The 26307-nt window shown below is 70.9% G+C and carries 26 protein-coding genes, 1 tRNA gene and 1 rRNA gene; 6 read left to right on the top strand and 22 right to left on the bottom strand.

The features are described 5' to 3' along the window. Genes AUV07_RS03445 through AUV07_RS03435 form a run of 3 tightly spaced genes read right to left on the bottom strand, consistent with a single transcriptional unit; the run spans position 1 to position 3862 of the window. On the bottom strand, positions 1–1104 hold the full coding sequence (locus tag AUV07_RS03445) for a C45 family autoproteolytic acyltransferase/hydolase (RefSeq protein WP_197462109.1): 1104 nt from the start codon (positions 1102–1104) through the stop codon (positions 1–3). Next, on the bottom strand, positions 1101–2822 hold the full coding sequence (locus AUV07_RS03440) for an amidase (protein WP_062633918.1): 1722 nt from the start codon (positions 2820–2822) through the stop codon (positions 1101–1103). Before AUV07_RS03440 ends, AUV07_RS03445 begins: the two co-directional genes overlap by 4 nt. Continuing rightward, positions 2819–3862: an agmatine deiminase family protein gene (locus AUV07_RS03435; protein ID WP_062633912.1), complete on the bottom strand. Its 1044-nt coding sequence runs from the start codon at positions 3860–3862 to the stop codon at positions 2819–2821. The genes AUV07_RS03440 and AUV07_RS03435 overlap by 4 nt, the downstream gene beginning before the upstream one ends. Before the next feature lie 72 nt (positions 3863–3934). On the opposite strand from AUV07_RS03435, the gene AUV07_RS03430 reads away from it, so the two are divergent. Next, positions 3935–4573: a TetR/AcrR family transcriptional regulator gene (locus AUV07_RS03430; RefSeq protein WP_062633910.1), complete on the top strand. Its 639-nt coding sequence runs from the start codon at positions 3935–3937 to the stop codon at positions 4571–4573. Positions 4574–4674: 101 nt separating this feature from the next. Here AUV07_RS03430 and AUV07_RS03425 read toward each other — a convergent pair. Beyond that, positions 4675–4748: transfer RNA gene (locus tag AUV07_RS03425), tRNA-Pro, on the bottom strand. Positions 4749–4856: 108 nt separating this feature from the next. On the opposite strand from AUV07_RS03425, the gene AUV07_RS03420 reads away from it, so the two are divergent. From AUV07_RS03420 to AUV07_RS03400, 5 genes are all read left to right on the top strand, one after another. Continuing rightward, positions 4857–5465: a GNAT family N-acetyltransferase gene (locus AUV07_RS03420; RefSeq protein ID WP_062633908.1), complete on the top strand. Its 609-nt coding sequence runs from the start codon at positions 4857–4859 to the stop codon at positions 5463–5465. Further along, the gene (locus tag AUV07_RS03415) at positions 5462–5917 is read left to right on the top strand and encodes a hypothetical protein (RefSeq protein WP_062633905.1); all 456 of its coding nucleotides are present in this window, start codon (positions 5462–5464) and stop codon (positions 5915–5917) included. Before AUV07_RS03420 ends, AUV07_RS03415 begins: the two co-directional genes overlap by 4 nt. Before the next feature lie 62 nt (positions 5918–5979). After that, positions 5980–6648 carry a lysoplasmalogenase family protein gene (locus AUV07_RS03410; RefSeq protein ID WP_062633903.1) on the top strand — a complete coding sequence of 223 codons (669 nt, stop codon included), beginning with the start codon at positions 5980–5982 and terminating at the stop codon, positions 6646–6648. Continuing rightward, positions 6648–7022, top strand: a complete 375-nt coding sequence (locus AUV07_RS03405) for an RNA-binding S4 domain-containing protein (RefSeq protein ID WP_062633901.1) — start codon at positions 6648–6650, stop codon at positions 7020–7022. The genes AUV07_RS03410 and AUV07_RS03405 overlap by 1 nt, the downstream gene beginning before the upstream one ends. Before the next feature lie 39 nt (positions 7023–7061). Continuing rightward, positions 7062–8549, top strand: a complete 1488-nt coding sequence (locus AUV07_RS03400; protein WP_062633895.1) for an HNH endonuclease signature motif containing protein — start codon at positions 7062–7064, stop codon at positions 8547–8549. Between the two features lie 208 nt (positions 8550–8757). On the opposite strand, the gene AUV07_RS03395 is transcribed toward AUV07_RS03400, so the two are convergent. The 18 genes from AUV07_RS03395 to rrf form a co-directional block, all read right to left on the bottom strand. Beyond that, the gene (locus tag AUV07_RS03395; RefSeq protein ID WP_062633893.1) at positions 8758–9705 is read right to left on the bottom strand and encodes an NUDIX domain-containing protein; all 948 of its coding nucleotides are present in this window, start codon (positions 9703–9705) and stop codon (positions 8758–8760) included. Positions 9706–9767: 62 nt separating this feature from the next. Continuing rightward, on the bottom strand, positions 9768–11288 hold the full coding sequence (der, locus tag AUV07_RS03390) for a ribosome biogenesis GTPase Der (protein WP_062633891.1): 1521 nt from the start codon (positions 11286–11288) through the stop codon (positions 9768–9770). After that, complete coding sequence (gene cmk, locus AUV07_RS03385) at positions 11281–11979, bottom strand: (d)CMP kinase (RefSeq protein ID WP_060921101.1); 699 nt, start codon at positions 11977–11979, stop codon at positions 11281–11283. The genes der and cmk overlap by 8 nt, the downstream gene beginning before the upstream one ends. Further along, the gene (locus tag AUV07_RS03380) at positions 11972–13108 is read right to left on the bottom strand and encodes a prephenate dehydrogenase (RefSeq protein WP_062633889.1); all 1137 of its coding nucleotides are present in this window, start codon (positions 13106–13108) and stop codon (positions 11972–11974) included. The genes cmk and AUV07_RS03380 overlap by 8 nt, the downstream gene beginning before the upstream one ends. Beyond that, the gene (locus tag AUV07_RS03375) at positions 13105–13926 is read right to left on the bottom strand and encodes a pseudouridine synthase (protein ID WP_062633887.1); all 822 of its coding nucleotides are present in this window, start codon (positions 13924–13926) and stop codon (positions 13105–13107) included. The genes AUV07_RS03380 and AUV07_RS03375 overlap by 4 nt, the downstream gene beginning before the upstream one ends. Then, on the bottom strand, positions 13923–14546 hold the full coding sequence (gene scpB, locus AUV07_RS03370; protein WP_231868186.1) for an SMC-Scp complex subunit ScpB: 624 nt from the start codon (positions 14544–14546) through the stop codon (positions 13923–13925). The genes AUV07_RS03375 and scpB overlap by 4 nt, the downstream gene beginning before the upstream one ends. Continuing rightward, positions 14536–15408, bottom strand: coding sequence for a segregation and condensation protein A (locus AUV07_RS03365; protein ID WP_062633885.1), 873 nt, complete (start codon positions 15406–15408; stop codon positions 14536–14538). Before AUV07_RS03365 ends, scpB begins: the two co-directional genes overlap by 11 nt. Beyond that, entirely contained in the window at positions 15392–16225 is an 834-nt protein-coding gene (locus AUV07_RS03360; protein ID WP_164498181.1) for a ParA family protein, read from the bottom strand. Before AUV07_RS03360 ends, AUV07_RS03365 begins: the two co-directional genes overlap by 17 nt. 157 nt (positions 16226–16382) lie before the next feature. Beyond that, positions 16383–17285, bottom strand: a complete 903-nt coding sequence (xerD, locus tag AUV07_RS03355; protein WP_062633883.1) for a site-specific tyrosine recombinase XerD — start codon at positions 17283–17285, stop codon at positions 16383–16385. A 2-nt stretch (positions 17286–17287) separates the two neighbouring features. Next, the gene (locus AUV07_RS03350) at positions 17288–17884 is read right to left on the bottom strand and encodes an NUDIX domain-containing protein (RefSeq protein ID WP_062633881.1); all 597 of its coding nucleotides are present in this window, start codon (positions 17882–17884) and stop codon (positions 17288–17290) included. Continuing rightward, the gene (locus AUV07_RS03345) at positions 17877–19571 is read right to left on the bottom strand and encodes a CTP synthase (protein ID WP_060921094.1); all 1695 of its coding nucleotides are present in this window, start codon (positions 19569–19571) and stop codon (positions 17877–17879) included. The genes AUV07_RS03350 and AUV07_RS03345 overlap by 8 nt, the downstream gene beginning before the upstream one ends. A 26-nt stretch (positions 19572–19597) precedes the next feature. Continuing rightward, the gene (recN, locus tag AUV07_RS03340; protein ID WP_062633879.1) at positions 19598–21280 is read right to left on the bottom strand and encodes a DNA repair protein RecN; all 1683 of its coding nucleotides are present in this window, start codon (positions 21278–21280) and stop codon (positions 19598–19600) included. Beyond that, positions 21277–22194: an NAD kinase gene (locus AUV07_RS03335; protein ID WP_025105150.1), complete on the bottom strand. Its 918-nt coding sequence runs from the start codon at positions 22192–22194 to the stop codon at positions 21277–21279. The genes recN and AUV07_RS03335 overlap by 4 nt, the downstream gene beginning before the upstream one ends. After that, the gene (locus AUV07_RS03330) at positions 22191–22988 is read right to left on the bottom strand and encodes a TlyA family RNA methyltransferase (RefSeq protein WP_062633877.1); all 798 of its coding nucleotides are present in this window, start codon (positions 22986–22988) and stop codon (positions 22191–22193) included. The genes AUV07_RS03335 and AUV07_RS03330 overlap by 4 nt, the downstream gene beginning before the upstream one ends. Continuing rightward, on the bottom strand, positions 22985–23164 hold the full coding sequence (locus AUV07_RS03325) for a hypothetical protein (RefSeq protein WP_025105152.1): 180 nt from the start codon (positions 23162–23164) through the stop codon (positions 22985–22987). Before AUV07_RS03325 ends, AUV07_RS03330 begins: the two co-directional genes overlap by 4 nt. A gap of 49 nt (positions 23165–23213) precedes the next feature. Beyond that, positions 23214–24263: an HAD-IIA family hydrolase gene (locus AUV07_RS03320; RefSeq protein ID WP_062633875.1), complete on the bottom strand. Its 1050-nt coding sequence runs from the start codon at positions 24261–24263 to the stop codon at positions 23214–23216. Continuing rightward, positions 24263–26161, bottom strand: coding sequence for a primosomal protein (locus tag AUV07_RS18200; protein WP_442922874.1), 1899 nt, complete (start codon positions 26159–26161; stop codon positions 24263–24265). The genes AUV07_RS03320 and AUV07_RS18200 overlap by 1 nt, the downstream gene beginning before the upstream one ends. A gap of 75 nt (positions 26162–26236) precedes the next feature. Next, positions 26237–26307: ribosomal RNA gene (rrf, locus tag AUV07_RS18195) — 5S ribosomal RNA — on the bottom strand; the annotation flags it as partial.

The raw sequence follows: 26307 nt of genomic DNA, 5'->3' as shown, positions 1-26307 counted from the left end.
TCAGAGCGCCAGAGCCAGATGAGGGCGGGTGGCGGATTCAGCGGGAGTGCCGTCGAGCACGTCGGCCCGACGACCGACGGGGTCGAGCACGACGATGGCCAGGCTGGCCCACCGCTGTCCCATCGGAAGCGCGAGGTCGGGTACGCAGGTCACCGGAGGCTCGCCGTCGCCGGTCACGAGCATGGCGCGCAGCTGCTCGGCATCCGTCGGCGCGCCGACCGACAGCAGTCGGTCTCGCAGGAACTCCCATCGCAGACCGGAGTCGGGCTGGTACAGCCAGGTCTTCTCGTGCGCCGCCGGCGCTTCGGTGAGGAAGTGGTTGGTGCGCAGCCAGGTGCCTTCGGTGATGGCGGGCGCGGAGAACACGCCTTCGGGGCTGATGTCGAGCAGCACCGCGTCGCCCGCGGCGTCGAAGAGCGCGAACGAGCCGGAGCTCGTGACCGGCGCCTCGCGCACCAGTTCAACGGCGTGCGCGACACTGGAGGCCTCCTCGAGCACGAGAGCGGCGAGCACGTGCATCGGGATGCCCTCGGGCCGGTCGGACCGATGCCCCAGGATGTTGAAGTGCAGCGCGACGCCGGCGCTGTTCAGGCCGATCTTGCCGAGGATGCCACATTCGGTGAGCCCGGCGTAGTCGTGGACGCCGCCGCGCGAGATGATCGTGTGCCAGTACGGCGCGATCTCCATGTGCCAGTCCCACGTCTGCACGCCGAGGGTGCGCGCGCGGCCGTCCGCATCGCGGATCGAGCGCACGATGGTCGAGCACTCTCCCGGCGGTACGGCGACGCTGCGGGACAGGATCTCCGTGCGGCCGTTCAATGCGGCGACGCGCCAGATCTCGGCGTCCGCCCCGGCGGCGATGCCCTCGATCTGCGCGCGCAGCGCCGGACGGTGGGCGTCGACCGCGTCGAGCAGCCGCTCGGCGTCGTCGCGCACGGTCTTCTCGTCGACGGCACCGAGGCGGAAGAGCCGATCATACGCGTCGATCGTGCCGGGCAGAGTCTCACGCAGCTGCATTCCGCGCTCGACGCCGCGCCGGAACGGATCCGAGGCATCGGCCATGATCTGCAGGCGCCGCTCCGGACGCGGGAAGGGCGACGTCACGAGAGTTCCTCTCCGAGAAGAGCGGGAGTGCGCGGCGGCGCAGTACGGCGCTCGCCGGTCGCCTCGAACGCGGCGGCGAGGCGCAGCAGGGCGGTGTCGTCCCAGCCGCGGCCCGCGATGGTCAGACCCACCGGCATCCCGATGTCTGCCGTCGTGCCCATCGGCACCGTGACGGTCGGGATGCCGAGATGACGGATCGCGAGATTTCCGTTCGCGACCCACACCCCGTTGCGCCAACCGGCGTCGGCGGATGCCGGGTTCACGTCCATGTCGGCGGGGCCGATGTCGGCGACCGCGGGGAAGATCACGGCGTCGAGGCCGAGCGCGTCCATCCACTCCTCGAGGTCGACGCGGCGGGTCTCCTCGAGCCCGCGCACACCCTCCTCGAGATGCGGGATGTCGGTGAATGACGCGTACGGGCGCTCGCGGACGAGGGCCGGATACCCGGCGATCTCGTCATCGAAGCCGGTGTAGCGATCCGGGAGGGCACCTTCCGGATGCGGGAAGATGCGCGCGCCGTCGACGAGTTCGAGCCGGTCGAGCGCGGGGTCGCCGTTCGCGCGCAGGAAGTCGTCCCACGCCCAGGCAGAGAGATCCTCGATCTCGGAACGCAGGAACCGCTCGGACACCAGTCCCCTGGTGCGCACGGTCGGCGCCCCGGCGCGGTCACCCTCGTAGTTGGTGACGACCGGGAAGTCGACCTCGACCACGTGGGCGCCGGCGTCTTCGAGGTCTCGGCGCGCCTGCTCCCAGAGGTCGATGACGGACGCCCTGGTCACGATGCGCTGCCCGGACGCGCCTCCGATGGTGGTGCCGGTGCCGGCATCCGGATCGGCATTGATGTACATGCGCGGCACGCCGAAGCGCCGGCCGGCGAGAGCGGAACGAGGGTCGGCCGCGGCGAGGTCGCGGTACGACGCCGGACGCACCTCGGATGCGGCAGGAATACGCACCCACGGCTGGGCACGCCAGAAGTCGCCGCGGACGTCGGCGTCGTCGGCGACGATCACGTCGAGCACCTCGAAGAGATCGGCCATCGTACGGGCATGCGGCACCACGACGTCCATCGTGGGCACCAGCGGCCAGTTACCGCGCACCGAGATGACGCCGCGGCTGGGCGTGTACGCGCACAGGGCGTTGTTCGACGCCGGTGCCCGACCGCTCGACCAGGTCTCCTCGCCGAGCCCGAAGGCAGCGAAGCTCGCGGCGGTCGCGGTGCCCGATCCGTTGGAGGAACCGGATCCGAACGCACTCGTCAGCCAGTCGGCGCTGTACGGGCTCTCCGCCCGTCCGTACACACCGCGCTGCATCCCGCCGTTCGCCATCGGCGGCATGTTGGTCAGGCCGAGGCAGATCGCCCCGCCGGCCCTGAGCCGTTCGATCGTGAACGCGTCCCGCTGCGCGACCAGATCCGCGAACGCCGGGGATCCGCATGCCGCGGTGAGGCCGGCGACGAGGTAGCTGTCCTTCGCGGTGTACGGGATGCCGTCCAGCGGGCCGAGCGAGTGCCGGGCCGCCCTGCGGGCATCGGACGCCGCGGCTTCGGCGAGTGCGTCGGGGTTGCGGACGACGACCGCGTTGAGCGCGGTCTCGGTGCCGGGTGCGTCGTACGCGTCGATGCGGGCGAGATAGGCCTGCACCAGCGCGACGCTGGTCGCTGCACCGGTCTCCAGCGCTCGCCGCAGGTCCGCGATGGATGCGTCGACGACGTCGATCATGCGGGTGCCTCGCTCGTGGCCGGCTGCTGCTGGGTGATGCAGTGGATGCCGCCGCCGCGCGCGAAGATCGGGCGCGCGTCGACGGTCACGATCTGTCGCCTGGGGTACGCGGCTCCGAGGATGTCTCGCGCACGGGCATCGGCGGCGTCCTCACCGAACCCGCAGGCGATCACGGCGTCGTTCACCACGAGGTGGTTGATGTAGCTCCAGTCCACGAAGCCCTCGTCGTCGCGGAGCGTCGCCGGGGCCGGGACGTCGATGATCTCGAGCGGGCGGCCCGCAGCATCCGTCTGATCCTGCAGGAACGCCTTCAGCTCCCGCGTGACGACGTGGTCGGGGTGTCCCGCGTCGTCCTGGCGGTGCAGCAGCACCCGGCCCGGAGCGGCGAACGCGGCGACGATGTCGACGTGCCCGTTGGTGCCGAACTCGTCGTAGTCGCGCGTGAGGCCTCGCGGCAGCCAGATGGCAGCGGTCGCGCCGATCGTGCGTGCGAGTTCGGCCTCGACGCGGCCTCTGTCGGCGTAGGGGTTGCGGTTCGGGTCGAGCTGCACGGTCTCGGTGAGCAGCACCGTGCCCTCGCCGTCGACGTGGATACCGCCGCCCTCGTTCACGAGCACCGAACTGATGTGCTCGGCTCCGACGTGTGCGGCGACGATGCGTGCGATGCCGGCCGACACCTGCCACTCGGCCCATGCGGGCGCACCCCAGCCGTTGAAGATCCAGTCGACCGCGCCGAGGACGCCCGGCCGATCGTCGTCGAGGACGAAGGTAGGGCCGAAATCGCGCATCCAGAACTCGTCCAACGGCGACTCGACGATCTCGACGGCCGAGCCGAGCATGTCCCGCGCCCGCGCCATCTCGGTCGGGTCCACGACCATCGTCACCGGTTCGAACTCGGCGATCGCCAGGGCGACGTCGGTCCACGCGCGGTACGCGGTGTCGCGCCAAGCAGCACCGTCGCCCAGGGTGACGCCCACGCGCGGAAACGCCATCCAGGTGCGTTCGTGCCGATCGCCCTCGTGCGGCATCCGCCAGCCCATGTCATCTCCTTTGCCGACAACGGCTTGTTGGTCACATGACCAATACAGGAATGTTCCTACACTGGAGGCACCATGTCAACACCCGATACGCGTCCACGAACCAGGAAGACGCCGGAGCAGCGCGCCGGCGAGATCAACGACGCCGCGATCGCGATCGCCAGGGAGAAGGGACTGTCCGCGCTGACGCTGCGGGCGGTTGCCAGCAGGGCAGGGGTGGCGCCGGGGCTCGTCTCGCACTACTCATCGAGCATGGACGAGTTGGTGGCGCGCACCTTCCGCGAGCTGACGGCATCCGAACTGGACGACGTCCGCACCCAGGCCGAGACCGAGAGCGAGCCGGCGGCTCGGGTGGCGCGGATGATCTCCACGGTCCTCAGCAGCGATCACGACGACATCACGCTCGTGTGGGTGGACGCCTGGTCCCTCGGCCGCGGCAGCGCGGCGCTGTCGGTGGCCATCGACGAGCAGATGAGCGCCTGGCAGTCGTTCATCGCGCAGCTCATCGAGGAGGGCCGGCGCTCCGGGGTGTTCCGCACCGATGACACGGATGCCGTGGCCTGGCAGATCCTCGCCATGATCGACGGCATCGCAGCGCATGCGCTGACCCGCCGCACCGACGCCGCGCTGTTCGCCGCCCGGCTGGCACAGGCCTGCGAGACGCTGGTCGGCGCGCCCCAGGGGACGATCGCGGAGGCTCTTCCCACGCGCTGACGGTCGCGGAGGGTCGCATCAGGCGTGCCCTCTTGGCGCCCTCGGCCATCCCAGGAATGCAGAAGGGCCGGAAACTCTTGCGAGATTCCGGCCCTCGATTGTCGGGCTGACAGGATTTGAACCTGCGACCCCTTGACCCCCAGTCAAGTGCGCTACCAAGCTGCGCCACAGCCCGTTGTTCTGCACTCTCGCGCAGGCAACTCCCCCATCTTAGCCGCACCGGAGGCACTCTCGCGAACCGAGGCGTTGCGGGGTGTCGGACGCTGCTTGTACCGTCGCCTGCATGTCGACGATCACGACCGCGCTGGCGACGACCGCCCGCTGGGATGACGTTCAGCACGCGCTCACCGGCGGCGGCGATGGGGCGAGCTGCCAGTGCATCTGGCCGGTGCTGCCGAACAAGGACTGGAATCAGACCACCACCCCTCAGCGCACCGAGATGTTCCGCGCCGAGATCGACGAGGGTCCCCCTCCGGGGCTGGTCGCATACGTCGACGGCGAGGCCGCGGGCTGGATCCGCATCGGACCGCGCACCCGGCAAGCCCGGATCCCCCGAACCCGCACGATCGCCGCATCGAGCACCGAGCCGTTCGATGACGAATCCGTGTGGGCGGTCACCTGCTTCGTCGTCCGCAGGGAGCATCGGGGCATCGGGCTCAACGCCGAACTGCTCGAGGCCGCGATCGCCGTCGCGCGGGAGTCGGGCGCCCGCCTCATCGAGGGGTATCCCGTCGACACCCGTGGCGAGAAGCAGCGCGCGAACGATCTGTACCACGGCACGCTCGGGACGTTCCTGCGCGCAGGTTTCACGGAGAAGGCGGTGATGAAGCCGGGGCGCGTGCTCGTCGCCCTGAATATCACACCGAACGGGACCGATAGCGTGAAGGCATGAGCGACGCGAACTCCTCCCTCGACGATCCCGACCTCGGACCGCTCCACCGGGCGACCTCCGAGCTCGACGACGGCTCCGTCCTCACCCACGACTGGTTCGTCGGCAGCACCGAGGTCGACGGCAGCACCTACGAGCTGATGGTCGAGGGCGCATCGCCAGGCGATGTCGCTCCACTGCTCCCCCGGCTGCGTGCGGTCATCGCTGGCCTCCCGGGCCTCCGCCGCGTCGCCTCGGATGCCGTGGTGACAACGTTCAGCACCGGAGACCCAGACCTCACCGACCTCGACGAGGCGGCGGACGACCTGGACCTCGAGACCATCGAGGCCTCCGGTGACGGCACCGTCGTCCTCCACTTCACGGACTCCTGCGGTGAGCACTTCCCGGAGGGCTACTGGCCCGCCGTGCACCTCGATGCCGCGGGTGCTGTGGCGACGGTCACCGTCGAGTCCTGAGTCGGCCCGGTCCGATCGACCACCTTCGGGACGACATGCCCCTCCGGTCATACGATGGAGGGATGCAGCGCCGCACCCTTCCTCCCGCGATCGTGTGGGCGTTCCTCCCCTACGCCGTGGTCTCCGCCCTGCACGTCGTACTTCTGGCGCTCGGCCACGATCTCGCGGGTCCGACGAAGCTGCTGCTCATGCCGCTGCTCGTGGTACCGGTGCTGGTGGCGGCGCGACGGATCCACCCACCCGTGACGGCGGCTCTGCTCCTCGTCGCCCTGCTCTTCTCCTGGCTGGGTGACGGCGCGGGCGTGCTGTTTCCCGCGGCACCCGAGCTTCCGCTCATGCTCGCCTTCTTCGGTCTCGCGCACATCGCCTACATCGTCCTCTTCGCCCGACACCTGGCGCGTCGCCGGCTGCCGTGGTGGACGGCGATCTACGCCGCCTGGTGGCTCGCGATGATCCTCGTCCTCGGCCCGCACACGGGCCCGCTCTTCATCGGCGTCGCCCTGTATGGCCTGCTCCTCGCGGGCACCGCCGCGTTCGCCGCACGATGCCATCCGCTCGTCGCGACGGGCGGCGCGTTCTTCCTGGCGAGCGACACGATCCTCGCTTTCCGGCTCTTTCTTCCGGATGCCCTTCCGGCGTGGAGCAGCCCCGCCGTGATGCTCACGTACACGCTCGGCCAGGGACTGATCGTCGCTGGCGCCCTCGTCTCCCTGCAGCGGAGGGCCGCCTGATGGTCGACAGCGCGCGGGTGGACAGCTGGCTCTGGGCGGTGCGCGTCTACAAGACCCGGTCCGCTGCGACCACCGCATGCCGCGCGGGGCATGTGCGCGTCAACGGCGACAAGGCGAAGGCCGCACAGGCGGTTCGCGTGGGCGATGAACTCCGCATCCGCATCGCGGGCTTCGACCGGATCCTGATCGTGCGCCAGATCCTCGTCAAGCGCGTCGGCGCGCCGCTGGCCGCCCTCGCCTACGAAGACCGGACGCCGGAACGCGAGCCGCAGGCAGCCCTCGGCGTCCGGGACCGCGGCGCCGGACGACCGACGAAGCGGGAGCGTCGGGACATCGACCGCCTCCGCGGACGAGGCGATATACAACACAACTGAATCCTTCCTTGATTCGAACATATGTTCTAAAATTGAGGCATGACGAATCCGCCGACCGCACCCCTCGACCTGGAGGAGCGGAGGCGCGTGCGAGACGCCTGGACGGCGACCCGTCGACGCATCGCAGCGCTGGAGGCAGAGGCTGCGGAGCTGCTGGTGGCGCAGATCGCTTTCCATGACGAAGACGTGGCCGCGGCCCCGCACCACCGTGATGCCATCCACCGCTCGATGGTCGCCGAGTACGCCACGGCGGCGCGTCTTTCCACCGGGACCATGGAGTTCGCGTTCGCCGATGCTCTCGCCCTGAGCACGGCACTCCCCCGCGTGCGAGAGGCCTTCCACATTGGGGCTCTGAGCTCCGCACACGTCCGCGAAGTCGCACGGGCGAGCGCCATCGTGGCCGAGGCCATCCGCAACCGCGTCGTCGCGCCCGAGACGATGGCCCTGTTCGAGACGGCGGTGCTCGTCGTCGCGGAAGCCGAGACCGCAGCGCGCACGCGGGTGCATGCCCGCCGCGTCGCCTCCGCGCTCGTCGGCGAGACGATCACGGAGCGACACCGCCGCGCCGCGGATGAGCGCTGCGTCACGGTGCGATCGGTCGACGACGGCCTCGCTGTCCTGACGGCGATCCTCCCGGAATGGGCGGCGGTGGCGATCGCCGACCGGCTGAATCAGCTCACCCGCACGGTCATCCGGGCCCGTGATGCGGGTCCCGCGCGTGATGCGGGGACTGCGCGTGATGCGGGGACTGCGGGGTCGGGGACTGCGGGGTCGGGCCCGGACGAGGCGACGCTTCGCCCGGCCCTGGCGCGTGACGACCTGCTGACTGCTCACAGCGTCGCGACGGATCGCCCGCGCGGCGAGACTCGGTCGGACCCGACGATCTCCAGCGTCGACGGCGACACCTACGCACTCGACCCCGAGGCGGAATCGCTCCCCGCAGACACCCGCACCTGGAGCCAGGTGCAGGCCGACCTTCTGACCGATCTGCTCCTCACCGCCGATCCGAGCGCCGTCGAGAGCGAGGGCCTCGCCGGCGTGCGCGGCCGCCTGCAGGTGACCGTGGCGGCGACGACCCTCGCGGGGCTCGACGACCGTCCGGCCGAACTGGACGGACACGGCGCTCTGCACCCGGACATCGCGCGAGCTCTGGCCGGTCGCGACGGGGGCTGGACGCGGTTGTTCCTCGATCCGCACGGGCAGGTCATCGAAACGGACGCCTACAGCCCGACCGAGAGCATGCGCCGGTTGCTCCGGGCCCGCGATCACCACTGCCGGTTCCCCGGATGTCGCCAGCCGGTACACCGCTGCGACATCGACCACACCTGGGATCACGCGAAGGGCGGCCCGACCCGGGTCGACAACCTCGCGCATCTCTGCCGCGGACACCACGTGCTGAAACACCCCGATATCCCGGAGGCTCACCGCTGGACAGTACGACAGCGACCCGGTGGGGTCCTCGAATGGCGAAGTCCCCTCGGCGCGGTCCACACCGATCGCGCCCCACGTCGGGTTGCCTTCACCTGAAGCGCGCCACCATCACGACGACGGGTCCTTCGAGCGCAGGGGCGCAGGCCACGTCGATCCGCGCCAGGCCAGACCACGTCGTGCCGCGCCAGGCCAGACCACGTCGTGCCGCGCCACGTCAGACCACGCCGTGCCGCCTCAGACAACATGGCACGCCACGCCACTGTACGAGTACCGGGATCCGCGGAGCGGGGCGCCCGCGTCTCGCTCAGGCGTCGAGCAGACGGAGGAGCCAGCCGCTCGAGCGCACCTGCGCCCCGGCGGCCTCGACGCGGGACTGCAGCTCGCGGTCACTGGTCACCGCGAGAACCGGCGACGCGCTCGCGACCCGGCGTTCGACCTCGGCCACGATCGCGTCGTCACCGGCGCCCTCCGCGCGCACGACGTTCAGGGCCAAGCCCGCGACTCCGGCTTCTGCGGCCGCCGCATCTGCCGGCGATCCCCCCGCAGCGGCCTCCGCGATGTCCCGCGCACGACCTTCCACGACGAGCGAGACCTCGGGGAACCAGGCGTCCCCCGCGAGGCCGAGGTCGTCCGCGGGCACGGCCAGCCCGGTCAGACGATCGCGCAGTCGTGCGGCGGCCCCGGCGCGATCCTTCCACCAGCCGTCCGGGACCGAGCCCACGACGTTGGCGCCGTCGACCACGACCACCGGATGCGCCGAGAGCTGAGCCCGCAGCATCGGCCACGCCGCACCGAAGCCGGGGTGCAGCGGCAGCCCGTCCACGTCCTCGACGGGCACCCACGACAACGCGACGCTCTCAGGATCGCTGATCACCGGGTCGAACGGCGTGCGGACATCGGCGACGACGGTGGTGTACGACCAGATGCCGAGGTCGAGCACGCTCGTGAAGCGCGGCCGCACCGCACCATTCGGCACTCCCGCCTCCTCCTGCGCCTCCCGCACGGCGCCCACGATGGCCGCCTCGCCCTCGTGCAGCGCGCCGCCGGGCAGGCCCCAGGTGCCGCCGAAGTGGCTCCACGCCACGCGATGCTGCAGCAGGATGCCGCGCTCCGGGTCGACGGCGAGGAGACCAGCCGCACCGAAGCGCCCCCAGTACCGCTCCCCGGTGTCCGCGACCACCCAGGCATCGCCGGGATCGCGAGGCCCCTCGGGGCGACGCGGTTCACCGGCGGCAGGAGGTACGACAGTCACCCCCTCAGCTTTTCACAGCATCGGGGCTCCGGCGCCACCACCGCGACATGCGCGGCAACGACTCAGCGCTGGCGACGCTCCCGCACGCGCATGTTGATGACGATCGGCGTGCCCTCGAAGGGGTAGAGCTCGCGCAGGCGGCGCTGGATGAACCGACGGTAGCCCGGGTCGAGGAAGCCGGTCGTGAACAGCACGAACGTCGGCGGACGGGTCGAGGCCTGCGTGCCGAAGAGGATGCGCGGCTGCTTCCCGCCACGGACGGGGTGCGGATGCTCGGCGACGAGTTCGGCGAGGAACGCGTTGAACTTGCCCGTGGGGATCCGGCGGTCCCAGTTCTCCAGGGCCATCTCCAGCGCCGGGACGAGCTTGTCGAGGTGACGGCCGGTCTTCGCCGAGATGTTGACTCGCGGGGCCCAGGCCACGTGGGCGAGGTCCTGCTCGATCTCGCGCTCCAGGTAGCGGCGGCGGTCGGCGTTCTCCAGGTCGTCGTCGTTGAGGCGATCCCACTTGTTGAACGCCAGGACGAGCGCGCGACCCGACTCGAGCACGAGGTCGATGATCCGCACGTCCTGCTCGCTGATCGACTCCGACACGTCGAGGACGACGATCGCGACCTCGGCCTTCTCCAGCGCCGCCGAGGTACGCAGCGACGCATAGAAGTCCGCGCCCTGCGCCATGTGCACGCGGCGGCGGATACCGGCCGTGTCGACGAGGCGCCACATCTTGCCGCCCAGCTCCACGACTTCGTCCACGGGGTCGCGAGTCGTGCCGGCGAGATCGTTGACGACGACGCGCTCCTCCCCCGCGGCCTTGTTCAGCAGCGAGGACTTGCCCACGTTCGGACGCCCCAGGATCGCGACGCGGCGCGGACCGCCGATCTCCTGTTTCGCCACCGCGGAGATCTCCGGCAGCTTCTCCAGCACGGCGTCGAGCAGGTCGGCCACACCGCGACCGTGGATCGCGGACACCGGGTGCGGCTCCCCGAGACCGAGGTTCCAGAGGGCGGCCGCTTCCGGCTCCTGACGAGCGTCGTCGATCTTGTTGGCGACGAGGAAGACCGGCTTGCCGCTCTTCCTCAGCAGCTTCACGACGTGCTCGTCGGTCGAGGTGGCGCCCACCATGGCGTCGACGACGAACAGGACGACATCGGACAGGTCGATCGCGACCTCGGCCTGCGCCGCCACCGAACGATCGATGCCGCGGGCGTCCGGCTCCCACCCGCCGGTGTCGACGAGGGTGAAGCGGCGGTCGTTCCACTCGGCCTTGTACGTGACGCGGTCGCGGGTGACGCCGGGGGTGTCCTCCACGACGGCCTCACGACGGCCGAGGATCCGGTTCACGAGCGCGGACTTGCCCACGTTCGGCCGCCCGACGATCGCCACCACCGGGAGCGCAGGCAGGAACTCGATACCGTCTTCGCCCAGCGCCACGCCGGCGAGGAGCGCGGCGTCCTCGTCGTCGAGCTCGTAGTCGGCGAGCCCGGCGCGCAGGGTCTCCGCGCGCTGCTCGGCGAGCTGGTCATCGATCTGCTCGAGCTTCTCGGCGAGCTGGTCGGGACCGCCTTCGTATTCGTCGTCAGCCACGGTCTGCTCCTCGGAGTCGTTCGATCACCGAGAGGACGGCGTCGATGGTCTGGGGGAAATCGAGTGCGGTCGAGTCGACGACCTCCACGCCCTCCGCGGCGTTGAGGAAGTCGACGACGGCACTGTCGGAGGCGTCGCGCTTGTGCAGCGCGTCCGCCACGGCGGCGGCGTTCTCGCCCGCGAGCTCGCCCGCGCGGCGGGCGGCCCGCACCTCCGGCGCCGCGGTCAGCAGGATGCGCACGGGCGCATCCGGTGCCACGACGGTCGTGATGTCGCGTCCTTCGACGACGACGGCCGGGTACGGCGCCTCGGCGACCAGAGCGCGGAAGAGCTCGTTGACCTGGGTGCGCACCTCCGGCACGCGGGCCACGCCGCTCACGGCACCGGACACGCGCGGTTCGCGGATCGCCTCCGTCACGTCGACGTCGCCGACGCGCACCGTGCGGTCGTCCGGGTCGAGCCCGAGGCGGACGGGGAAGTCGGCTGCCGCGGCGCGCACGGCCTCAGCGTCGTCGGTGTCGGCACCGCGATCGAGCACATGCCAGGCGAGTGCCCGGTAGGCCGACCCGGTGTCGAGGTAGCCGAAGCCCTCGCGACGCGCGATCGCCTTGGAGACGCTCGACTTCCCGGACCCGGCGGGCCCGTCGATCGCGATGAACTTCGTCGCGGAGATGGTGGAGGTGTCAGTCATTGGTGTTCCCTGCGATGCGCCAGCCGCGTTCCTGGAGCCCGGTGATCGCGCCGTGCAGCGCCGCGGGGTCGACACTGATCTCGGCGAGGCCGAACTGCGCGCCCGGAGAGTGCTCCAGGCGCAGGTCCTCGACGTTGACGCCCAGCTCGCCGAGCTCGCCGAACAGGCGACCCAGCTGACCGGCGGTGTCGTCGACCATGACGACCAGTGTCTCGAAGCGTCGGTTCTGCCCGTGCTTGCCGGGCAGACGCTCGACGCCGTCGTTGCCCTGGCGAATGGTCTCCGCGAGCACGCGTCGGGCTCCCGGGGCCCCGGGAGCGCGTAGCGCGTCGGCGACCTCGCTCAGGTCGGTCGCGAGCGCGTCGAGGATCTCGACGACGGGACCGGCGTTGGCCCCGAGGATCTGCACCCACAGTTCCGGAGCGGACGCGGCGATGCGCGTCGTGTCCCGCACGCCCTGCCCGGCCAAGCGGAGGGCGCCCTCCTCGGCCCCGGCCAGACGACCGGCGAGGAGGCTCGCGACGACCTGCGGCACGTGCGAGGTGAGGGCGACGGAGCGGTCGTGCTCCTCCGGGGTCATCTCCAGCGGCATCGCGCCGACGTCGAGGGCCAGTGCCTCGACCAGCGCGAGGTCGCGCGCGGTGGTGTCCTCGTCGCGGCACACGACCCACGGCCGCCCGATGAAGAGATCGGCTCTCGCCGAGATCGCCCCGCCGCGCTCCCGACCGGCGAGCGGGTGCGAGCCGATGTAGCGGGCGAGGTTCACGCCCCGCTCCCGGAGTGTGCGGAACGGCTCCAGCTTCACGCTCGCGACATCGGTCACGACGGCGTCGGGGTACCGCTCGAGCTCGGCCTGGATCACGTCGGCGGTCACGTCCGGCGGCACGGCCACGACGACGAGCACCGGGGCGTCGTCATCCTGCGGAAGGCGTCCGGCGCCGTAGTCGACGGCGAGGCGCAGCTGCGCAGGGGACGCGTCGGTGAGGACGACATCGATGCCCTTCGCACGGAGGGCATGGCCGACGCTGGCACCGAGCAGCCCGGCGCCGACGATGCGCACGGTGCCGGACAGACGCGGCGCCACGGCACCGGTCTTCCGCGCCGCGGGCGCACTCGTCGTCTGGGTCATTCGCTCTCCTGCTCGCCTGGCGCCTCGGCGACACCGGATTCCCGGCGCGCGAGAGTCAGCAGCGCGCCGAGTTCGATTTTACTCAGTTCCCGCGTCCGACCGGCCGGGAGGGTTCCCAGGTGCAGCGGACCGAACTGACGCCGCACGAGTTCCGTGACCGGATGGCCGACCGCCGCCATCATGCGGCGCACGATCCGATTGCGTCCGGAGTGCAGTGTGAGCTCGACGAGGCTCGAGCCGCGCGACTTGGCCTGCACTGAGCCTGTCGAAGTGTCCAGCAGGCGGGCCTTGTCGGCGGCGATGGGGCCGTCCTCCAGCTCGATGCCCTTCGTGAGCTTCGAGATGGTCTGCGCCGTCACGCTCCCCTCGACCTTCGCGATGTAGACCTTGGTGACGCCGAAGGAGGGATGCGCGAGCACGTGCGCGAGCTCGCCGTCGTTGGTGAGCAGCAGCAGTCCGCTGGTCTCGGCGTCCAGACGCCCGACGTTGTACAGCCGCTCCTCGTAGTCCTTCGTGAAGCGTCGGAGATCGGGGCGTCCGCTCTCGTCGCGCATGCTGCTGACCACACCCGTCGGCTTGTTCAGCATCACGTAGCGCTTGGACACGTCGAGCTGCACCGCGGTGCCGTCCACGTCCACGAGGTCCCGCTCCGGGTCGATGCGGCGGCCGAGCTCGGTGACCACCTGGCCGTTCACGCGGATGCGTCCCTCGACGATGTACTGCTCGACGACCCGACGGGACGCCACACCGGCGGCCGCCAGCACCTTCTGCAGTCGCACGCCCTCGGGGGCGCTGGAATCGTGGGCGTCGGTGGTCATCGGACCGTCCCTTCGTCGAAGCCGTCGGCGCCGTCGTCGAGAAGCGGCGAGATCGGCGGAAGCTCATCCAGAGAGTTGATGCCGAGATGCTGGAGGAGTGCATCGGTCGTGCCGTAGTTGATCGCGCCGGTCTCGGAATCGGCGAACAGTTCGGTGATCAGCCCCCGCGCGAGCAGGGTGCGGACCACGGAGTCGACGTTGACCGCGCGGATCGAGGCCACCTGACTCCGCGTCACCGGCTGCTTGTACGCGATCACCGCGAGCGTCTCCAGCGCCGCCTGGGAGAGCCGGGCCGGCGCCTGACCCCCGACGAACTCCGCTACGACCGGATCAAGGTCCTCGCGGACGTAGAGCCGCCATCCACCGCCGACCTCCCGCAGCTCGAAGCCGCGCCGCGGACCCGCGCCTCGACCGTCGTAGTCCTCGACCAGCGACTCGACCGTCTGCCGGACGGCGGGCACCGGCGCGCCGACCGCGGCGGCGAGGGCCACCAGGCCGATCGGCTCGTCGACGATGAAGAGGATCGCCTCCACACGCTCGCTGAGCGGGAGCTCGGAACCCGTCACGGCGACGGGCTCCTCGGGGAGCCCGGTCTCTGCCGCGGTCACGTCATCGGTCATAGTCGGCCCCCAGGGTCGCGAGTGTCTCGTCCGACCAGGAGTCGGCGGCCCAGCGGAGGGTGAGCTCCCCGAGCGGTTCCAGTTGTTCGAAGGAGAGCGCCGCGTGGCGGTACAGCTCCAGCACCGAGATGAAGCGGGCCACGACGATACCCGGCTCCGAGACGCCGGCGACGAGCTCGCGGAAGCTCAGCGACTCGGTGCCGCGCAGCAGCGTGACGACGATCGCGGCCTGCTCGCGGATGCTGACCAGGGGTGCATGCAGATGGTCGAGCCCGACGTGCGGGATCTCCTTCGGCGCGAAGGCCAGGAGCGCCAGCGCCGCGAAGTCGTCGGGCGTGAGCGACCAGACGAGCTCTGGTGTCTGCTTCCGGTGCTTCTCCTCCAGCGGTACCGCACGTACATGACGGCGGTCCTCCCGCTGCAGGCACCGCGAGAACCACGCGGAGACCTCTTTGAACGCGCGGTACTGCAGGAGACGGGCGAAGAGCAGGTCGCGCGCTTCGAGCAGGGCGACGGCCTCGGCGTCGACGAGCTCGCCCTGCGGCAGCAGGCCCGCCACCTTCATGTCGAGCAGGGTCGCGGCGACGACGAGGAACTCCGACGCCTGGTCGAGGTCCTCCTCGTCCTCCAGGTCGGCGAGGTACGCGATGAACTCGTTGGTGACGGCGCTCAGCGACACCTCGGTGATGTCCATCTCATGCTTCGAGATGAGGTTCAGCAGGAGGTCGAAGGGGCCGTCGAAATTCGACAGCGAGACACGGAACCCCGTGGCGTCGCCGGCGGAGGACGGCTCCGCGGCGTCGATCGCGTCGGCGGGTGCCGGGACCTCAGCGGTACCGAGCTCGTCAGGCGACGGCGCCACGGGCGACCAGCTCCCTGGCCAGCCGCAGGTATGCCTGTGCGGCCGCGTGCTCCGGAGCGAACTCGGTGATCGGGACCCCCGAGACCGACGCGTCCGGGAACTTCACGGTGCGGCCGATCACGGTCTCCAGCACGTCGTCGCCGAACGCCTCCACGACGCGCTCCAGCACCTCGCGCGAGTGCAGCGTGCGCGGGTCGTACATCGTCGCCAGCAGGCCGTCCATCTCGATGGAGGGGTTCAGCCGGTCGCGGACCTTGTCGATGGTCTCGATGAGGAGTGCGACACCGCGGAGCGCGAAGAACTCGCACTCGAGCGGGATGATGACGCCGTGCGCCGCCGTCAGCGCGTTCACGGTCAGCAGACCGAGCGACGGCTGGCAGTCGATGAGGATGACGTCGTACTCCCCCGCCACCTGGCGCAGCACGCGGGCGAGGATCGTCTCGCGGGCGACCTCGTTCACGAGGTGCACCTCCGCGGCGGAGAGGTCGATGTTCGCGGGGAGCACGTCGAGACCGGGCACGTTCGAGTGCACGATCGCGTCGTGCGCATCGCGCTTCGTGTCGAGCAGGAGGTCGTAGACCGTCGGGACGTCGTGTGTCTGGATGCCGAGACCGGCGGACAGCGCGCCCTGCGGGTCGAAGTCCACGGCGAGCACCTTGCGGCCGTACTCCGCGAGCGCGGCGGCGAGGTTGATGGAGGTGGTCGTCTTGCCGACGCCGCCCTTCTGGTTGCAGAGCGCGATGATGCGGGCCGGGCCGTGCGACTTCAGAGGCGCCGGGATCGGGAAGCCCTGGTACGGACGGCCGGTGGGTCCCATGGGGGTGTCGTCGGCCTTCTGCGCCTTCGCCCTGGACTTCGCCACTTTCTCAGCCACCGGTTCTCCTGCTCCTTCGTGCTTGCTCGATTGTAGCCGCCCAGCGTTCCCCAGCCGGCTCGGCGCGCGGCGGTCCCGGTACCGGCCGCGGCCTGCGCGGTCAGCGTGCCCGGGGATGAGAGGTCGCGTAGATGTCACGGAGAGCATCCACCGACACATGCGTGTAGATCTGCGTGGTCGCGACCGAGGAGTGCCCCAGCAGCTCCTGCACCACCCGCACGTCGGCGCCGCCTTGCAGGAGGTGCGTCGCGAACGAGTGGCGCAGCGTGTGCGGGGAGACCTCGGTCGTGAGCTGTGCGCGCTCCGCGGCGGAACGGATCACCAGCCAGGCGCTCTGTCGCGAGAGCGGGGCACCGCGTGCGCCGAGGAAGAGCCGGGCCGATGCGCGGCCCTTCGCGGCGAGCTCCGGGCGGACCCGGGTGAGGTAGGCGTCGACGGCGGCGCGGGCGTACGACCCCACCGGGACGATGCGCTCCTTCGAGCCCTTGCCCCGCAGGCGCAGCACCTCGCCGTGCGCCATGTCGTCGACGTCGAGTCCGACCGCCTCCGACACCCGGGCGCCCGTGGCGTAGAGGAGTTCCAGGAGCGCCCGGTCGCGGATGCCGAGCGGCTCCTCAGCCGAAGGCGCGGCGAGCAGCCGCTCCACCTGGTCGATCGTGAGGGCTTTCGGCAGCCGGCGCGGGGTCTTCGGCGGGCGGAGCCGTCCGGTCGGATCGTCCGCCTCGATCCCCTCACGGGCGAGGAACCGGTGCCAGCCGCGCACCGAGGACTGCAGGCGCGCCAGGCTCGTCGCGGCCGGCGGCGGCTCCGCCGAGGCGCGGTCGGCGATGAAGCGGTCAACGACGGCGGGCGTGATGTCCGCGGTGTCGTCGATCCCCTCCGCCGTGAGCCAGTCCCGGTAGCCCTCGAGGTCGCGGCGGTAGGCGCCGACCGTGTGCGCGCTGAGCCCGCGCTCGATCGTGACGTGACGCAGATACGCGTCGAGGGCGCGATCGAGCTGCATGCTCAGCTCCGGTCGCGCAGCCTCTGCGCGGTCGCCAGCACGCCGAGCGCGAGGATGCCGTTGCGCAGGCGTCCCGCCAGGACTCCGGCGACCGCCTCCTCGAGGGGAAGCCAGGCGAGACGGATGTCCGCCTCCTCGTCTTCGCGGGCGTGCGCGGCCGCGGCGGCGGTGAGCCCCGTCGCGAGGAACACCTGGATGAGCTCGTCGTTGCCTCCCGGCGTCGTCCACGACGACACCAGGGGCTCCCAGTGCGCGGCGACGAGGTCGGCCTCCTCCGCGAGCTCGCGGCGGGCGGCCGCCACGGGCTCCTCCCCCGCGATGTCGAGGAGGCCGGCCGGCAGCTCCCAGTCGCGGTGGCGGATCGGGTGACGGTACTGCTGGATGAGCAGCACCCGTCCCTCGTCGTCCAGCGCGAGGATCGCGACGGCCCCGGGATGGGCGACGTACTGTCGCACGATCTCGCCCTCGCCGTAGCGGACCCGGTCGGAGCGCACGTCCCAGACGCGCCCCTCGTAGACGAGGTCGCTGCTCAGGACCTCCGGCTCGAAGGGCTCGTCGCGCAGCGGCTCCGCGACGGCCGGCGCCTCCGACTCACTCATCGACGGGCACGTCGAACAGCTCGCTCGCGCGGTGGCGGGCGATGGCCGCGCCGACGAGCCCGCGGAACAGCGGGTGCGGGTCGGTCGGACGCGAGCGCAGCTCCGGGTGCGCCTGGGTGGCGATGTAATACGGGTGCACGTCGCGCGGCAGCTCGACGTACTCGACGAGGTCCAGCTCCGGGTTGAGGCCCGAGAACACCAGACCGGCCTCGGACAGGCGATCGCGGTAGGCGTTGTTGACCTCGTAGCGGTGACGGTGACGCTCGGACACCTCGGCGGCGCCGTAGACCTCACGCGCCAGCGAACCCTCCGCGAGAGCCGCCTTGTACAGGCCGAGGCGCATGGTGCCGCCCAGGTCGCCGCCGTCGAGGATCTCGATCTGCTCGGCCATGGTCGCGATGACGGGCTCGGCGGTGTCCGGGTCGAACTCGCTGGACGAGGCTCCGGCGATCCCGGCCACGTCGCGGGCGTACTCGATGACCATGCACTGCAGACCCAGGCAGAGGCCGAGGGTCGGGATACCCTGCTCGCGGGCGAACTTCAGCGCACCCAGCTTGCCCTCGATGCCGCGGATGCCGAAGCCTCCGGGAACGCAGATGCCGTCCAGCTCGGCCAGCTGCTCCTGCGCGCCCTCGGGGGTCTCGCAGAGGTCGGACGGGATCCAGCGGATGTTGACCTTGGTCTCCTGCGCGAAGCCGCCCGCCTTGAGTGCCTCGGTCACCGACAGGTAGGCGTCGGGAAGGTCGATGTACTTGCCGACGAGACCGATCGTGACCTCGTGCTTCGGGTTGTGCACCGCGTGCAGCACCTTGTTCCAGCGCGTCCAGTCGACGTCGTCCGCCTTCTGGTCGAGGCCGAGGCGACGAACGATGTAGGAGTCGAGGCCCTGCTCGTTGAGGGTCGACGGGATGTCGTAGATGCTCGGCAGGTCGACGGTGTTGATGACGCCTTCGACGTCGACGTCGCACATCAGGGCGATCTTGTTGCGGTTGCTCGCGCTCACCGGGCGGTCGCTGCGGAGCACGAGGGCGTCGGGCTGGATGCCGACCTGGCGGAGCGCGGCGACCGAGTGCTGGGTCGGCTTGGTCTTCTGCTCGCCGGACGCGCCCATGAACGGCACGAGCGAGACGTGCACGAAGAACACGCTGTCGCGGCCGAGCTCGTGACGAAGCTGGCGCGCCGACTCGAGGAACGGCTGCGACTCGATGTCACCGACCGTGCCGCCGACCTCGGTGATGATCACGTCGGGACGCGGGTCCTCGGTGGCCTGCAGCCGCATGCGGCGCTTGATCTCGTCGGTGATGTGCGGGATGACCTGCACGGTGTCGCCGAGGTACTCGCCGCGGCGCTCGCGGGCGATCACCTGCGAGTAGATCTGACCGGTCGTGACGTTGGCCGCCTCGGACAGGTTGATGTCGAGGAAGCGCTCGTAGTGGCCGATGTCGAGGTCGGTCTCCGCACCGTCGTCGGTGACGAACACCTCGCCGTGCTGGAACGGGTTCATGGTGCCCGGATCGACGTTCAGATACGGGTCGAGCTTCTGCATGACCACGCGGAGTCCGCGAGCGGTCAGGAGGTTGCCCAGGCTGGCCGCGGTGAGCCCCTTGCCCAAAGACGAAACGACACCACCGGTCACGAAGATGTGCTTGGTCGTGTCGTTCTTGGGCCCCGCAGAAGAAGAGTTCATCACGGGCTTCTATCCTAACAGTTCATTCAGACGCCGAGGCTGAGAAGCTCGCGGGCGTGGGTGAGTGCGGCATCGGAATCCGCGAGTCCGGAGAGCAGACGGGCCATCTCGGCCTCGCGCTCCTCCCCGTCGAGCCGCCGCACGCTGGACGCAGTGACGGCGCCGTCGTGCGATTTCACGACGGTGAGATGGTTGTTCGCGAAGGCGGCGACCTGCGCGAGATGGGTGACGGCGATCACCTGCGACTTCTCGGCGAGTCGGGCGAGTCGCCGCCCCACCTCGATCGCCGCCGCGCCGCCGATGCCCGCATCGACCTCGTCGAACACGAAGGTGGGCACGGGATCGGTCGCCGCGATGACGACCTCGATCGCGAGCATCACCCGCGACAGCTCGCCGCCGGAGGCGCCCTTGGCGACCGAGCGGGGTTCGGCGCCGGGATGCGGGGCGAGCAGGATGGCGACGTCGTCGCGGCCGTGGGTGCTCTCGGCCCCCGGGGCCACAGACACCTCCAGGCGCGCGTCCGGCATCGCCAGCGCGTGCAGCTCGGCGGTCACGGCCTCGCCGAGTCGGCCGGCCGCCTCGCTCCGGGCCGCGGTGAGAGCGTCGGCCCGGGCCTCGAGCTCCGTCCTGGCCGCGTCGCGCTCGGCGGTAAGGCGTTCCAGGCGCTCTCCGTCGTCGTCGAGTTCGGCCAGCCGTGCGGAGCCGGTCTGCCACAGCGCCAGGGCCTCCGCCAGCGAGCCGTGCTGACGGATGAGGACGCCGAGCGCGGCCCGGCGCTCCTCGACGGCGGCCAGCTCGTGCGGACCGGACTCGTCGAGGTCGGCGAGGAAGCCGGAGAGCACACCGGCGGCGTCGGCAATGCGGTAGCCGATGTCGGCCAGGGTCTCCGCGACTTCCGCGAGCTTCGGGTCGGACACGCGCTCGATCGCTCGGCGCGCTTCCGCGACCAGCGCCGAGGCATCGGGCTCGCCCTCCTCGTTCGAGAGGGCTCCGTGGGCCAGGGCGGCGGCGACGCGGAGTTCCTCCGCGTTCGCGAGGCGCTCGGCACGAGCCGTCAGCTCCTCGTCCTCGCCCTCCTCGGGGGCGGTCGCCTCGATCAGGGCGAGGTCCTCCCGCAGCCGGGCGGCTTCCTCGGCACGCCGGTCACGGTTCGCGGTGATGTCGATGATCTCGGCGTCGAGCGTTCGCCAGCGCTCGAACGCGGCCTGGTACTCCTCCAGCGCCCGGGCGATCGGTTCGCCGCCGAAGCGGTCGAGGGCGTCGCGCTGCGCGGCGGCCGAGCGCAGCCGCAGTTGCTCGGACTGTCCGTGCACGACGATGAGCTCGTCCGCGAGCGAGGACAGCACCCCTGCCGGCGCGGCCCGCCCACCGACGCTCGCGCGACTGCGGCCCTCGGCGCTGAGGGTGCGCGAGACATAGAGCTCAGCGGTGCCGGCACCGGCCGGCTCCAGCTCTCCCCCGGCCTCGGCCACGATGTCGGCGACCTCGCCCTTCTCGGGCACGATCCACACCCCGGCCACCGAGGCCTGCGCTGCTCCCTTGCGCACGGCGCCCGAGTCGGCGCGCTGGCCGAGGAGCAGCCCGAGCCCGGTGACGACCATGGTCTTCCCCGCGCCTGTCTCTCCGGTGATGGCCGTGAAGCCGGGGCCGAGCGGCAGGACGGCGTCGGCGATCACGCCGAGCCCCTGCATGCGCATCTCCTCGATCATGCGTCGCTCCTCCGCTCCTGTCCGCGCCATCCTTCGACGGGCAGCTGGAACTTCCGCACGAGACGGTTCGTGAACGCCGTGGGGTGCAGACGCGCGAGGCGGACCGGGCGCGACGAGCGACGCACCACGACGCGGGCGCCCGGCGGAAGGTCGTGGGAACGACGGCCGTCGCACCAGAGGATGCCGGAGCCATCCGTCCGCTCCAGCATCTCTATGGCCACGGCCGCCTCGGGGCTCACCACGAGCGGCTTCGCGAAGAGCGCGTGCGCCGACAGCGGGACCACCGCGATGGCCTCGACCGTCGGCCAGATCACCGGGCCGCCGGCGGAGAAGTTGTAGGCGGTCGAGCCGGTCGGCGTGGAGATGACCATGCCGTCGCAGCCGAAGCTCGACAGCGGCCGCCCGTCGATCTCGAGCACCACCTCGATCATGCGCTCACGGCTCGCCTTCTCGACGGTCGCCTCGTTCAGGGCCCAGGTCTCGAAGACGACGTCGCCCGAGGCGTCCTTCACGCGCACCGACAGTGCCAGGCGCTCCTCGACCTCGTAGTCACGGGCGATGACGCGGCGCATCGCGTCGTCCATGTCGTCCCGGTCGATCTCCGCGAGGAAGCCGACGTGACCCATGTTGATGCCCAGCACCGGAGCGCCGCTGTCACGGACGAGCTCTGCCGCGCGGAGGATCGTGCCGTCGCCCCCGAGCACGATCGCGAGCTCGAGCGTCGCCGGTCCGGAGGCGTCCAGCACCTCGACGTCCGCGAAGAACGCATCGACCGCGGCGAGCTCGGCATGGTCGTCGGCTGCCAGGACGGGACGGACCCCCGCACCGCGGAGGGCATCGATCACCCGACGGGCGGCCGCGACGGTGTCGACGCGACCCGCGTGGGCGACGACCAGGATCCTGCGCTCGTTCATCGTCCCCCTGCCAGCCGGTTGATGGTGTCCATCCATTCTGTCGGATTGCTGCCGCCGCCCGGCACGAGGTGCACGAGATACTCCGCATTGCCGTGGGTCCCGAGGATCGGGGAGGAGACGATCCCCGCCATCCCCATGCCGGCGTCCCACGCGCTCCACACCACGCGGGCGACGGCATCGGCCCGGGTGGCGGGGTCGGTGACGAGGCCGCCGCGCACCGCGGTCCTCCCGACCTCGAACTGCGGCTTGACCAGCAGCAGCACGTCGGCGCCCGGCGCGGCCACGGCGACCACCGCGGGAAGCACGAGCTCGAGCGAGATGAAGGAGAGGTCGCCCACCACCAGGTCGGGCGACGTGGACTCCCCCGTCGCTGCGGTGAGGCTGTCACGCGTCATGTGCCGCACGTTGAAGCCCTCGACGGCGATGACGCCGGGGTCGGCGGCGACCGCGGGGGCGAGCTGACCGTGGCCGACATCCACGGCGAGGACACGGCGCGCGCCGCGTTCCCGCAGCACCTGCGTGAAACCGCCGGTCGAGGCCCCCATGTCGAGCGCGAGGCGACCCTGCACCGGGATGCCGAAGCCGTCGAGCCCGGCGACGAGCTTGTGCGCCGCGCGGCTGACGTAGTGGTCGGCGCCGGCGACCGTGATCGTGTTGTCGTCGCTGACCGCGGTCGAGGCCTTCACGACCGGGCGGCCGTCGACGCTCACGAGGCCGTCGGCGATGAGGGTGGCGGCATGCGTGCGCGAACGGGCGAGTCCTCGGGCGGCGAGGGCGGCGTCGAGTCGCGTCATCGTGGTCCCGGGGTCTCCCGCAGGTCGTGCCGGGATCCGCTCTCGAGTCGTCGCGAGAGTTCGTCGTGCAGGGCCGAGTACGCGTCCGCGCGTGCGGCGAGCGGCTGCCCTTCGATCAGGCGCAGACGACTCCACAGGCCGTCCGTCGGCGCGCTGGTCGTCGTCTCATCGCTCACGCTTCCACTGTACGCGGCGCCGCCGACGGGCGGCGGCGCCACGCGTGGCTCAGGGGCGGTGGAACGGGTCCGCGTACAGCCGTTCCGGAACCCGGAGGACGAACACCGGCGTCCCGGACGCCCAGATCGCGGCGGCGCCCGCACGGAGCAGGTCGAGCTGGTCGCCGGACTCGGCGACGATCTCGACGTCTGCGCCCCGGACGCGGACCGCGGCGCCGTTCACGTCGAACACGCCGTCGGTCACGGTGGGCTCGGGGTACGGCTCGTGCAGACCGCGCAGGTCGCCGAGGATGTAGGTCGGGCGCGATCCTTCGGGCGCGGCGAGGACGTGCTTGGGACGGTCGATACCGGTCAGCACCAGGGCGGACTCGATGCCCGCACGGCTGGCACCCATGATGTCGGTGTCGAGGCGGTCGCCGATGAAGAGCGCCTTCGCCGCGCCGAAACGGGCGAGCGCCTCCTCGAAGATCGGGGTCTCCGGCTTGCCCGCCACCGTCGCCAGGCGACCGATCGCGGTGTGCACGGCGGACACGAGAGTGCCGTTCCCCGGGGCGACGCCCCGCTCGCGCGGGATCGTCCAGTCGGTGTTCGTGGCGATCCACGGGATGCCGCCCTCGTCTTCGGGGACCTTGAGCGCGAAGGCCGCCTCGGCGAGGTCGGTCCAGGCGACCTCGGGCGCGAAGCCCTGCACCACGGCCTGCGGCGCGTCCTCGGCGCTGCGCGTGACCGTGTACCCGGCCTTCTGCACCTCGTCGACGAGGCCGTCGCCGCCCACCACGAGGATGGTCGCCGGCGCCGGCACGATCCCGGACAGCAGACGCATCGCCGCCTGCGGGCTCGTGACGACGTCCTGTGGAGCCACGTCGAGCCCGAGGCTCGTGAGGTGCGCGGCCACCGAAGCGTCGGTGCGCGAGGCGTTGTTCGTGATGTAGCCGAGGCGCACCGCGTGCGCCGCCGCGTTCAGGCTCTCCACCGCGTGCGGCAGAGCGCCGGGACCGGCATAGACCACGCCGTCGAGGTCGGCGAGGACGGTGTCCACGCCTTCGAGCGGCGTGCGACCCGCCGGGCGCTTCCGCGCCTTCGCAGTGAAGAGCCCCACTACGCCTCCGGCTTCTCGGACGCGGAGGGCGAGTCGTCCTCTGTCTCGTCATCGTCCGTCTCGTCGTCCTCGCCGAGCAGCTCGCGCACCTCGTCCTCGATGGACGGCTCCGCGGGCTCGGGGGCCCCGGTCGCGACGGGAGCTTCGATCGCGTCGTCGGCCTCGTCCTCGACAGAAGCGACGTCAGCTTCGGAGAACTCGTCGTCAGAGAACCCGTCCTCGATGAGGCCGTCCTCCACGTAAAGCTCCTCATCGCCGGCCTCGTCAACACCGAGAGCCTCGGCGGCGACCTCGGCACGGCGCGCCCAGAACTCAGCTTCGTCCGTACGCCCGAGGTCCTCCAGGACGGCGGCGCGCGCGGCGAACAGCGCGGGGCTCCACTCGAAGGCGCGGTCCGGGTCCAGCTCCGGGATCTCGAGCTCTCCGAGCGCCAGCTCGAGGTCTCCCTGGTCGAGCCGGGCACCCGACATCGCGATCGCCAGCGCGACTCGCACGGGCGTGGTCAGAGCTGATCGATCCACGGCCCGGCCGGTCTCGAGGGCGCGGTCGGGGCGCCCGATGCCGCGCTCGCTGTCGACCATGAGGGCGATCTGGTCGTCCTTGCCGGAGATCCGGCGGTAGGTACGCAGCTCGCGCAGCGCCAAGGCGAAGTCGCCGGTCGCATAGGCGGTGATGCCCAGGGTCTCGCGGACGATCGCGATCCGGCCGGCACGACGCGACGCCGCCAGCGCATGCTCGTGCGCCAGAGCGGGGTCCTCGTCGATCAGCCGGGAGGCCATCGCCAGGTGACGAGCGACGAACTCGGCGTTCTCCTTGCTGAGCGTCTTCAGCTCGTTGCGCGCGGACGGATGCAGGTCGCGCGCGGTGACCTCGTCCGGGAGGCGGGGCTCGTCGAAGCGCGGACGCTCGTTCGCCGCGTTGGCCGGACGCTCCCGCCCAGCCCCGCCGCGCTGCGGGAAGGACCGCGACCGGTCACTCCCCCGCTCACGCTCGAACCCGCCCTCGCGACGGGGAGCGGAGTCCCGGTTGTAGTCACCCTCGCGACGCGGAGTGGAGTCCCGGTTGTAGCCGCCTTCGCGACGGGGAGCGCTGTCACGGTTGTAGCCACCCTCACGACGCGGCGCACCACCGTCACGGTTGTAGCCACCCTCACGACGACGCGCACCACCATCACGGTTATAGCCGCCCTCACGACGGGGCGCACCATCGCGGTTGTAACCACCTTCGCGACGCGGGGCGCCGTCACGGTTGTTGTAGCCGCCTTCGCGACGAGGCGCACCACCATCACGGTTGTAGCCGCCCTCGCGTCGCGGCGCGCCACCGTCACGGTTGTAGCCGCCTTCGCGACGCGGGGCACCGTCACGGTTGTTGTAACCGCCCTCACGACGCGGAGCACCATCACGGTTGTTGTAACCGCCCTCACGACGCGGAGCACCATCACGGTTGTTGTAACCGCCCTCACGACGCGGAGCACCATCACGGTTGTAACCACCTTCGCGACGCGGGGCGCCGTAACGGTTGTTGTAACCGCCCTCACGACGCGGAGCACCACCATCACGGTTGTAACCACCTTCACGGCGGGGGGCAGCACCGTCCCGGTTGTTGTAACCACCTTCACGACGAGGCGCACCACCATCACGGTTGTAACCACCCTCGCGACGAGGCGCACCACCATTACGGTCGTAGCCGCCCTCGCGACGCGGAGCGCTGTCGCGGTTGTAACCACCCTCGCGACGCGGGGCACCGCTGTCACGGTTGTAACCACCCTCACGACGAGGGGCGCGGTCGCCGGAGCGAGATGCGCCGTCGCGGTAGACGGGGCGACCTCCGGAAGGACGATCGTTGCGCTGGTTCCTGTCGTCGTTGCGACGTGGACGGCGCTCTTCCTCTTCCGGCATGGTGCTCCCTGTTCTCTTCGTGCTGTAAACGCAAAATGGCCACCCAACGATGGGTGGCCATTTTGTCTAAAAGGAGTCCGGCGGTGTCCTACTCTCCCACAGGGTCCCCCCTGCAGTACCATCGGCGCTGTGAGGCTTAGCTTCCG

This window comes from Microbacterium sp. CH1 (genome assembly GCF_001595495.1).
Taxonomy (GTDB): Bacteria; Actinomycetota; Actinomycetes; order Actinomycetales; family Microbacteriaceae; genus Microbacterium.
Note: the sequence above shows the minus strand (reverse complement) of the source record. Positions and strands in the feature narration are given on the sequence as shown.

Coding starts and splice junctions, on each gene's coding strand:
- AUV07_RS03440 (WP_062633918.1), bottom strand. CDS start 2,822: ATGATCGACGTCGTCGACGCATCCATCGCGGACCTGCGGCGAGCGCTG.
- AUV07_RS03435 (WP_062633912.1), bottom strand. CDS start 3,862: ATGGGCTGGCGGATGCCGCACGAGGGCGATCGGCACGAACGCACCTGG.
- AUV07_RS03430 (WP_062633910.1), top strand. CDS start 3,935: ATGTCAACACCCGATACGCGTCCACGAACCAGGAAGACGCCGGAGCAG.
- AUV07_RS03420 (WP_062633908.1), top strand. CDS start 4,857: ATGTCGACGATCACGACCGCGCTGGCGACGACCGCCCGCTGGGATGAC.
- AUV07_RS03415 (WP_062633905.1), top strand. CDS start 5,462: ATGAGCGACGCGAACTCCTCCCTCGACGATCCCGACCTCGGACCGCTC.
- AUV07_RS03410 (WP_062633903.1), top strand. CDS start 5,980: ATGCAGCGCCGCACCCTTCCTCCCGCGATCGTGTGGGCGTTCCTCCCC.
- AUV07_RS03405 (WP_062633901.1), top strand. CDS start 6,648: ATGGTCGACAGCGCGCGGGTGGACAGCTGGCTCTGGGCGGTGCGCGTC.
- AUV07_RS03400 (WP_062633895.1), top strand. CDS start 7,062: ATGACGAATCCGCCGACCGCACCCCTCGACCTGGAGGAGCGGAGGCGC.
- cmk (WP_060921101.1), bottom strand. CDS start 11,979: ATGACTGACACCTCCACCATCTCCGCGACGAAGTTCATCGCGATCGAC.
- AUV07_RS03380 (WP_062633889.1), bottom strand. CDS start 13,108: ATGACCCAGACGACGAGTGCGCCCGCGGCGCGGAAGACCGGTGCCGTG.
- AUV07_RS03375 (WP_062633887.1), bottom strand. CDS start 13,926: ATGACCACCGACGCCCACGATTCCAGCGCCCCCGAGGGCGTGCGACTG.
- scpB (WP_231868186.1), bottom strand. CDS start 14,546: ATGACCGATGACGTGACCGCGGCAGAGACCGGGCTCCCCGAGGAGCCC.
- AUV07_RS03360 (WP_164498181.1), bottom strand. CDS start 16,225: ATGGGACCCACCGGCCGTCCGTACCAGGGCTTCCCGATCCCGGCGCCT.
- xerD (WP_062633883.1), bottom strand. CDS start 17,285: ATGCAGCTCGATCGCGCCCTCGACGCGTATCTGCGTCACGTCACGATC.
- AUV07_RS03350 (WP_062633881.1), bottom strand. CDS start 17,884: ATGAGTGAGTCGGAGGCGCCGGCCGTCGCGGAGCCGCTGCGCGACGAG.
- AUV07_RS03345 (WP_060921094.1), bottom strand. CDS start 19,571: ATGAACTCTTCTTCTGCGGGGCCCAAGAACGACACGACCAAGCACATC.
- recN (WP_062633879.1), bottom strand. CDS start 21,280: ATGATCGAGGAGATGCGCATGCAGGGGCTCGGCGTGATCGCCGACGCC.
- AUV07_RS03335 (WP_025105150.1), bottom strand. CDS start 22,194: ATGAACGAGCGCAGGATCCTGGTCGTCGCCCACGCGGGTCGCGTCGAC.
- AUV07_RS03330 (WP_062633877.1), bottom strand. CDS start 22,988: ATGACGCGACTCGACGCCGCCCTCGCCGCCCGAGGACTCGCCCGTTCG.
- AUV07_RS18200 (WP_442922874.1), bottom strand. CDS start 26,161: ATGCCGGAAGAGGAAGAGCGCCGTCCACGTCGCAACGACGACAGGAAC.